Below are 7,243 nucleotides of genomic sequence, written 5' to 3'. Positions count from 1 at the left end.
CTTAAATTGAGAATGACCGCAGTCACTACCATAGACATCAAATACATCTTTACTGATATCAACTCCAAAAGTTTCCTTATATTTATCCATAAGAACTGATTTTATGAAAGAGCATACTACCAGGATCACAACAACTTGAAAACGAGGTTTAGCCTCACAGAACTGAACGTGATTGAAGTAGTTAAAGAGAGGGGATTATCAATGTTGTCGAAGTCTAACGCTTCACCGTATATCATAACCTTAATCCTCTCTTTGTTCTTTCTGATTTATACTATAAAATTAATAAGAATCAAACTTAAGACGTATATAAAAAATAGCTACGTCTTTTCTAAATTGTAAATTTTGGTATATTTGGTAAGTCGCCAAATCTTTTGATTTGGCTTTTGAAAAGTAAAGTTAAAAACAAAATGCAAAAGTTTTGGCTTGTTCTAAACCGAAAAAAATGCGCTTGTTTTTACACTACTTTCCATATACAAACACGTTGTAAAACATTTAAAACGAACATTTTGGAACCATTTGAATTAATTGATAAAGTAAATTCTTTAGAAACATTTTTGGATTTTCTAAAAGCACTTATCCTTGATAAAAGAAGGGAAGACAAAAAAGAAAAAATTGAAGCTTCTCCACCTTATGGAAATGGACATAATGGATGGGAAAACAACGATATTGCTTCATTTCTTGACGCTATGCACGCAGGAACGAAAGACAATAACTTTTCTAAAGAACCAAATTGGAAAAACTTTGCAGAAATAATTTATATGGGTAAAATTTACGAATAATGAAAAAACCAAGAGGTTACGGAATTATAGAACCTGCAATTTACGAGGAGTTGAATTGGGATATGGATTTCATTGTATCGTGCTTAGAAGTTATACGAAACGAAATGCCTGAATTGTTTTCTGAACTACCTAAAAGTGTACAATATGAACTTATTCCTTTAGGAAACCCATTTGGAGAACCTTATCCTGTTATTGGACTTTATTCAGATATTCCAAAAGATTACAAAAAAATACCTGAATTTTTAGACCTTGATGAGCGAGTTGAGAATTGGCTGAATAAAATCGGAATTGAGACTATTAAAAAGAAAGCTAAAACTATAAAAACGGTAAGTTGGGAAACGCTAAAAAACAGAAAGTCTGAATAAAAAAACGTTTCACAACAACGTATATAGCTCATAACTTGGCAGTTGCTTAATCGAAGTTAAGGCAAATTTGGAAAGTCGCCAAATTTTTAAATTTGACGACTTTCCAACAAAAAAGATAAATAGTAAAATTTAAAAATCTGGCTTGTGCTTAATCCGAAAATAATTTTATAATTTACACGCTACGAGCCATATACAAAACCGTTAACTACTATAAAACTTCAAAACAAAAATTCTAACTTTACGAGATTAACCTGTTTTTCAATTTTCTTACTCTACTCTGTTATTTAAAAAATAAAAAAAGAGATTTCAACAAAACGAGATTACTTTTGCTTCATTTTAAAAACCAAAAGCTATTCGGTTATTTTAATTAATAAAATTGAGATAAACGAGTTCAATTATAAGTTCTATGAGTAAACAATCTGTACGGCTAATTAAAAATCAATAAGTTTTAAGATAAACGAGATTGAAAACAATTCTAAGATTAACCAATCTGGTGGGTTAAATAAATCAAAATCTTGCGGGTTGGATTCTAATTTAAATTCGTGTAAAATGTGAATTTTAAATTCCAAAATTGAGATTCAGATAATTTTAAGAAAACATCTAGATCTGAAAATTGAAAAATTCCATTTCAAAAGTTTGATTAGAAATGATTGTCAAATTGTAATACATATTAATATTCTTTAATAATTACAGTAGTTAACAACGTATAACAGCAATTGCTACGGATTTATCCTGCGGACAAATCCTTGCCTGCTCAATATTTCAGTATTTTAATTATCTTAGCTTTAAATCACGCAACTGACGGTTATACAATACCGTTGTGGTGCATTTAAGCAACCATTCCGAAACAAAGAAAATTAAGTGAAAGCTGAAATAATAAATCAACCATACTCGGGCGAATTTGAAGAACGAATTTATGACGTAGAAAGCGTGTGGAATTCCCAATCTTGGACTTGGATAAAGTTCACGGACGAAAACGGAATTGAAAAAGTCGGACAGTTTCGCGGATTTCCAAAAGACGTAAAAGTATCTAAACAGAAAAATGAAATTCTTGTTTTGACTTCTGACTGTGCATTTCGTTTGGATTCGCTTGAATTGAATATTATCGAATCGGAAAAACAAGCTGATTATGGAAACTTGGAAATAACACCAAATGGAACTTTTATTCTTTCAGAATATAGCGACATTTATAAATTGGAAAATTCACTTTCTGATATGCAAATTATCAAAAGTCCCTTTGAAATGGATATGGTAGAATTTAAAAGATGGAACGGAAATATATTGGAATTTGAATGCACCGAAATAACCAATTACGAAAGAAATGAAATGATGGAATTAAACACAACTAATTGGACAATAAAAATTAAAAAAACGACACCACAACACCGTGTATAGCTCATTGCGGCTGAATTCCTAATCGGAATTCATTGCAATTTGCTATCTTTCGGTTACGGCGGAAAATCATAGCTGATTTTCCGCAACGAGCCATACACAAAACCGTTACCAATTATAGTGAAAATCACCTCCGCTCCTATTACCCTCTAGTATTTTAAAAATAAACTTCCTTCTACTACTTGTACAACTTTAAAATCGTTACGAAAATAATTTAACTGTAATCCAGATTAATAAATTAAGGTTTTTAAGTTTAAACCTACAAGGCGATATTAATTCAATTTCTAATTAAACACAAAGCAGAACGGGTTAATTAAAAAAGAGAAAAACTGGTTCTCAAAGATTGTCAAGTCATAAAAGTTAGTTAATCAAAATAGCAGAAACGATAAACACAACTTTAATAGCAGATTCTTAAAAGCAGGACGGGCTGCAAAGAGTTTTACAAACACTTTTTGCTTGATATTGGTAAAAGCAAAACTGCGTTTAGCTTTTTCGCTTTTGCGTTATTTTAAAAGTTCTAACGGTTATTCAATAAGTTATTAAGTCCGATCAAAACGGATAACAACTACAATAGCAATTGCTACGGATTTATCCTACGGACAAATCCTTGCCTGCTCAATATTTCAGTATTTTACTTATCTTAGCTCTAAACCGCGCAACTGACGGTTATACAAACTCGTTGTGCGTAATTAACCAAAACTATGCGAAAAACCATTCAAGTAGAATTTAAAAACCCCTTAGGAATATTTAATCTTGATGATTTTAGCTATTTATATAATGATAAAGAACTAAAAAGAATCGCTGAAGATTCTTCTTTGTATTTTATTCTTCAACGTCCTTGTCTAATATTTAGAAATATAAAATGTTCTACAAAGTTTCTTACTGGAGAAATCATACAACCTTTAACTGGAATTAATATAAAATTTCAATTACCATTATATCAAAAAGACGTAATTGAAACTAAAAATATATCGAATATTGAACTTCATTTGTGTTATAATAAAAGCTTAAAGAACGAAGAAAATCTAAATGATTTTATTGATGTTATTCTAATAAAAATTCCAGAAGAAAAGAATTTTACTAAATTAATCACGCCTGACACAATACTAAGAAGCCATTATAATAAGAATTGGAAAGTTAATATAGAAGGAGAAACAAAAAAACTTTTAGAATTTGATGTAAAATATATTGGTCACTCTGTAAAACAATTTATAGCGAAAAGAATTAAAAATCATAGCAATATCCAAAGAATTTTAACCACGTCATTACCTATCCAAAAAGGAATGCAAACTTCAAAAGAACTTTGTATATGCTTACTTGAAATTAATGATATACTTGAGGCTAAATCTATTAGTCCAAGTGATTATGGTTCTGAAAATAATAGTAATCTACTTAAACTACCAAACGAAGAATCTATTTACTACGATGCCGAAAAAGCATATATTAATTTCTTTTCGAAATCAAAAGATAACTTATTAGAAAACAAAGACCTTTATGCTTCTTATCCAAAAGGAACAAACGGACTATTTGATGAGAAATATGAAAATATAATTTATAACATACAAGATGAAATCACATTAAAATATGGAGATAAAGAATTAAATAATAAAAATGTTATTTATGTCAATCGGAAATTAAAAACAGTTGAAAAAAATAACTACGCACAACAACGTGTATAAAAAATTGCTACATTAGTGCTTAAACAAAGGCAGTTGCATTTTTGTTACGTCTGATTTTCCTTCGGAAAATCCTCGCATACAAAAACGCAACTTTCCATACACAAAACCGTTGGCAACAAGCTAAAAAAAACACGGATAGGTTATAAAAATCGAAACCCGATAGTTTGACCTAAATCAGGGACTATCGGGAATAAGATGGTACAAATATATTAATTATATTTGTATTTACCAAATAACCCTTATGAGATACAATCAATTTGAAAGCATTATTTCAGCCCCAAGAATGAGCAGGTATTTAACTGCGTGTTCAGGAAATACGAGAAAATCGATGACCCTTTATAGGCTTAACCTCAAATTGTCTCAAGAATTTTTTACAGTAATTAGTTGTTTTGAAATTTCTTTAAGAAATAAAATAGATGAACATTTAATTTCAACTTTAGGAAACGATTAGTTGAGAAATGGAGCTCAAAGACACGGAATATTTGACAATAATCGAACAAGACTAACACAAAAGAATATAAACGATGCGATTAATTCATTAGGAACATCTTATACTCATAACAAGTTGGTTGCTGAATTAGGGTTTGGTTTTTGGAGGTTTTTATTCGCACAACGACAATATACTGCTACTGGACGAAATTTATTGAGAATTTTCCCAGCAAAACCTATAAGTACTGCTACAAATCAATACAATCAGAATTACGTATTTAATCAATTAGCAGATATAAATAAATTTCGAAATAGAATTGCTCATCACGAACCTATTTGTTTTAGGAATTCTCATTCCATAAAAGACTCAACGACTGCAAGACTACATTATGGTAAAATATTACAATTTTTTCAATGGATGAATATTAACGAATCTGAACTACTTTATGGAATAGACCATATTAATAAAGTTTGTAATGATTTGGATAATTTGTAATAAAAAGCCAGTTGCCAACAGCGTATATAGTAAATTGTTCAGGTAGTTGTTTACTTGGACTAGGCTCAAATAACAACTAGATTACTAATATTTTGCTATATTAGTAACCTAAACCATCACAACTTACCATATACTTACCGTTGTAGCCAATTAAAAAAAACACTCGAACTTTCATTAAAATCCGAGTGATAATTGAGCGATAATTAGTTTTTTAATTTTTGTTTTACCGATTGAACTGTATCTAATATTGATTTTTCAAAAGAGATTGGAGTCCAATTAAAAACTTGCATTGTATTGCTAACATCCGCATTATAAGTATTTCCAATAAATGGTTTCATACCTTTTAAATCACTATTAAATTTGGACATAAATTTTAATAAAAAATTTGGTCCTTCAAAAGTACTGACTTTATCATTTCCGTTTGCTTTGAGGATTTGAGCCATTTCTTTAAAGGAATATGGATTCTCGGTAGCAACTACAAATCGTTGCCCATTGGCTTCTTTATTCTCTAAGGCCTTGACGTGAATACTTGCAATATCACGAACATCAGACATATTGGTAGCCACTTTTGCTAGCATAGGCATTTTACCAGTAATCATATTTTTAACAATATTCATCGATTCACCAGAGAGTTTATCTGACAAGGTTGGCCCCCAAATTGGACCTGGATTAATCACAACCAATTCTAGCTTATTATCGCCTTTTTGAGTTTCAATAAAATTCCAAGCACTTTTTTCTGCAAGTGTTTTGCTTTTTACATAGGCAGACATATTTTTTGCATTAGGGTTTGTCCATGTATCTTGTTTTATGTTTAAAGACTTGTTTGCATCACCAAACATAGCAACTATAGAAGAAGTTAAAACAACACGTTTCACACCGGCATTCTTAGCAAAGGTTAATGCACGTTGCGTTCCTTCAATTGCTGGTTTTATTAATTCATTTTCATCTTTAGGCTCAGCCGCAACATAAGGAGAAGCAATATGTAAAACGTAATCGCAACCTTGCATTGCTTCTTTCCAGCCCTCATCATTTAAAAGATTAAGTTCGCAATACTCTAAATTACCATTGGGCTCAATTTCTTTTTGGATTGCTTTTGTCAATTCTACCGTTTTAGATAAATTTCTTACCGAACCTCTTACGGAATATCCATTCTTTAATAATTCAGCCGCAGCGTGTAATCCTACATATCCTGAAATCCCTGTTACTAATACTTTTTTCATATCTTAAAATTCATTTTTTATATCAAATTATTACTTGTTAATTGCAAGCAAAGGTAATAATTCACTTTTATTTTGCAAGTAATAAATAAAAAAAAGTATTTTTACAGAATAATTTTATATACAAAACAATTGACAATGGAAGATAAATTTAGATGCAACTGCCCTATTACTAGTGCCATTGATATCATTGGAGACAAGTGGTCTTTAGTAATTATTAAACAAATGTTGATTGAAGGAAAGAAAACATTCAAAGATTTTAATGAGTGTGAAGAAGCTATCGCAACAAATATTTTGTCTTCAAGATTAAAAATGCTGGAAGAATTTAAAATTATAATTAAGGAAAAACTTCCTGAAAACAAAAAAACAAATATTTATACTTTAACAGTTAAAGGAATTGCATTAACACCAATAATCGTAGAATTATCAATTTGGAGCGACAATAATTTACGAGAATTTCATTCATCTTTATACTCGGGAGAGCAGATAGAAATAATAAAAGGTAACAAAGAAAAGTTTATTGAAAAAATTATAGAAAATTATAAGAAAAATAACTGGCTACAACAAAGTACTGTGGTAAAAAACAAGTAAAAACTCACTAATTTTTAGCCAACGTACTTCTGTAAGAATCATCATATACTAGTCCTGATTTTGCAATAGCAAAAGCCTGTTTTAGTAACTTATTACACACAGCAATTAAAGCTAGTTTTTTACTCTTCCCTTTTGCTACTATACGGTCATAAATATCTTGGCAAGCCTTATTATATTTACAAGCATTAAAACTGCACATAAATAGTAAATTACGGAGTTTTTGATTTCCTATTTTACTTATTCGACTACGTCCATTTACACTGCTTCCACTCTTGCGAATCATAGGAGTTAATCC

9 protein-coding genes are annotated in these 7,243 nt (G+C 30.1%); 7 read left to right on the top strand and 2 right to left on the bottom strand.

The features are described 5' to 3' along the window. Positions 1-506 precede the first annotated feature (506 nt). The 6 genes from LX95_RS14105 to LX95_RS14085 all read left to right on the top strand — a co-directional run bounded on the left by LX95_RS14105 (position 507) and on the right by LX95_RS14085 (position 5,140). Positions 507-779, top strand: coding sequence for a DUF7660 family protein (locus tag LX95_RS14105; RefSeq protein ID WP_146240800.1), 273 nt, complete (start codon positions 507-509; stop codon positions 777-779). Beyond that, positions 779-1,144: a hypothetical protein gene (locus LX95_RS14100; protein WP_111542106.1), complete on the top strand. Its 366-nt coding sequence runs from the start codon at positions 779-781 to the stop codon at positions 1,142-1,144. Before LX95_RS14105 ends, LX95_RS14100 begins: the two co-directional genes overlap by 1 nt. An 861-nt stretch (positions 1,145-2,005) precedes the next feature. Continuing rightward, complete coding sequence (locus LX95_RS14095) at positions 2,006-2,539, top strand: hypothetical protein (protein ID WP_111542105.1); 534 nt, start codon at positions 2,006-2,008, stop codon at positions 2,537-2,539. A 698-nt stretch (positions 2,540-3,237) separates the two neighbouring features. Next, a complete protein-coding gene (locus tag LX95_RS14090) occupies positions 3,238-4,215 on the top strand; it encodes a hypothetical protein (protein ID WP_111542104.1) in 978 nt (325 codons plus the stop codon). A gap of 241 nt (positions 4,216-4,456) precedes the next feature. After that, on the top strand, positions 4,457-4,666 hold the full coding sequence (locus tag LX95_RS14685; RefSeq protein ID WP_211307661.1) for a hypothetical protein: 210 nt from the start codon (positions 4,457-4,459) through the stop codon (positions 4,664-4,666). Then, the gene (locus LX95_RS14085) at positions 4,667-5,140 is read left to right on the top strand and encodes a hypothetical protein (RefSeq protein WP_211307660.1); all 474 of its coding nucleotides are present in this window, start codon (positions 4,667-4,669) and stop codon (positions 5,138-5,140) included. It begins immediately after the preceding gene. A gap of 203 nt (positions 5,141-5,343) precedes the next feature. Here LX95_RS14085 and LX95_RS14080 read toward each other — a convergent pair whose 3' ends face one another. Then, complete coding sequence (locus LX95_RS14080) at positions 5,344-6,360, bottom strand: SDR family oxidoreductase (protein WP_111542103.1); 1,017 nt, start codon at positions 6,358-6,360, stop codon at positions 5,344-5,346. 135 nt (positions 6,361-6,495) lie between these two features. Between LX95_RS14080 and LX95_RS14075 the strand changes: the two genes are divergently transcribed. Beyond that, positions 6,496-6,948 carry a winged helix-turn-helix transcriptional regulator gene (locus tag LX95_RS14075; protein ID WP_111542102.1) on the top strand — a complete coding sequence of 151 codons (453 nt, stop codon included), beginning with the start codon at positions 6,496-6,498 and terminating at the stop codon, positions 6,946-6,948. A gap of 7 nt (positions 6,949-6,955) precedes the next feature. On the opposite strand, the gene LX95_RS14070 is transcribed toward LX95_RS14075, so the two are convergent. Then, the coding region (locus tag LX95_RS14070; RefSeq protein WP_146240799.1) for a transposase at positions 6,956-7,243 on the bottom strand (288 nt) is incomplete at its 5' end.

It is taken from the genome of Mesonia algae, from assembly GCF_003253545.1.
Classification (GTDB): Bacteria; Bacteroidota; Bacteroidia; order Flavobacteriales; family Flavobacteriaceae; genus Mesonia; species Mesonia algae.
This window is presented reverse-complemented; position numbering and strand designations above follow the sequence as displayed.